The organism is Limosilactobacillus coleohominis, from assembly GCF_016901675.1.
Taxonomy (GTDB): domain Bacteria; phylum Bacillota; class Bacilli; order Lactobacillales; family Lactobacillaceae; genus Limosilactobacillus; species Limosilactobacillus intestinavium.
This window is the reverse complement of sequence record NZ_JACJKU010000150.1, coordinates 1-1243: the sequence shown is the minus strand read 5'-3', so window position 1 is coordinate 1243 and position 1243 is coordinate 1. Positions and strand designations below refer to the sequence as shown.

At 41.3% G+C, this 1243-nt stretch carries 1 protein-coding gene and 6 tRNA genes; 1 reads left to right on the top strand and 6 read right to left on the bottom strand.

What is annotated here, in order from left to right:
• Positions 1–79: 79 nt before the first annotated feature.
• The gene (locus H5975_RS08185; protein WP_204785617.1) at positions 80–544 is read left to right on the top strand and encodes a site-specific integrase; all 465 of its coding nucleotides are present in this window, start codon (positions 80–82) and stop codon (positions 542–544) included.
• A gap of 192 nt (positions 545–736) precedes the next feature.
• On the opposite strand, the gene H5975_RS08180 is transcribed toward H5975_RS08185, so the two are convergent.
• The 6 genes from H5975_RS08180 to H5975_RS08155 all read right to left on the bottom strand — a co-directional run bounded on the left by H5975_RS08180 (position 737) and on the right by H5975_RS08155 (position 1234).
• A tRNA-Ser gene (locus H5975_RS08180) sits at positions 737–825 on the bottom strand.
• 2 nt (positions 826–827) lie between these two features.
• Positions 828–902, bottom strand: a tRNA-Ile gene (locus H5975_RS08175).
• A gap of 23 nt (positions 903–925) precedes the next feature.
• Positions 926–996 (bottom strand) — tRNA-Gly (locus H5975_RS08170).
• Between the two features lie 9 nt (positions 997–1005).
• Positions 1006–1078: transfer RNA gene (locus H5975_RS08165), tRNA-Phe, on the bottom strand.
• Positions 1079–1081: 3 nt separating this feature from the next.
• Positions 1082–1156, bottom strand: a tRNA-Asp gene (locus H5975_RS08160).
• A gap of 4 nt (positions 1157–1160) precedes the next feature.
• A tRNA-Met gene (locus H5975_RS08155) sits at positions 1161–1234 on the bottom strand.
• Between the last annotated feature and the right edge of the window lie 9 nt (positions 1235–1243).

The following is a 1243-nucleotide window of genomic DNA, read 5'->3' as shown; positions in this document are numbered from 1 at the left end:
GCCCATTAAGGTCCTTCTTTCTAATGGAATGTTGAGGTAACACCATTAAAGACCTTGATGGGTTTTTCTGTCCACTTAAATGTTCAACTTAAATTTTACAATCTGCCATAATCAAACCATTACAATATCAAAATCGTGGGATGCTATTCATAAACAATTTAAAGATACTAAAAACAAATCTTCAAAGCGAACTATTAAAATTAATCCAAGTCTTTTGGCTTATCTGTATCAACTACAGTCACACAATAATTCCATGATGGTTTTTATGAATCGCCAACACGAAATACCTACTTCTGGTTCTGTCAACAAAGCATTAAGAGTTGCCTTAAAAGAAAACAAGATAAGTAAAAATGGATTTCATTTCCACAGTTTACGTCACTCACATGTAGCCCTTTTATTAGCTAAAGGTATTGATGTTTATGCCATCTCTAAAAGATTGGGCCATTCTAATATTTCGACAACAACTAACGTTTATGCATATATGATCGATGAGTTTAAAAACAAAACTGACGACCAAATAATTAAAGCGCTAGAATCATTGTAATATCAACCAGTAGACCACTTTTGGTGCACGATTTTTATTTTTGGTGCACGGTCTGCTGATTTTTTTATAATCGTGCACCAATCGTGCACCAACTTTATAATTTTAAAGAATTTTGGAGAATTACAAAAACCCCGAAAACCTATTATAACAAGGTTTCCGAGGTTTATAAGTTTCTAACAAACTCCATTATAACGGAGAAGGAGGGATTTGAACCCTCGCGCCGCTTGTCGCGACCTACACCCTTAGCAGGGGCGCCTCTTCAGCCACTTGAGTACTTCCCCAATGGGCCTAAATGGACTCGAACCATCGACCTCACGCTTATCAGGCGTGCGCTCTAAACCAACTGAGCTATAGGCCCATACCAAAGATATACTTGGTAGAAGCGGGTAACGAGAATCGAACTCGCGACAACAGCTTGGAAGGCTGTGGTTTTACCACTAAACTATACCCGCATTATTGAATGGCGCGGGACGGAATCGAACCGCCGACACACGGAGCTTCAATCCGTTGCTCTACCAACTGAGCTACCGAGCCATACGGTCCGTACGAGACTCGAACTCGTGATCTCATCCGTGACAGGGATGCGTCCTAAACCAACTAGACCAACGGACCAAAATTGCGGGGGCTGGATTTGAACCAACGACCTCCGGGTTATGAGCCCGACGAGCTACCAGACTGCTCTACCCCGCGATAATAAAA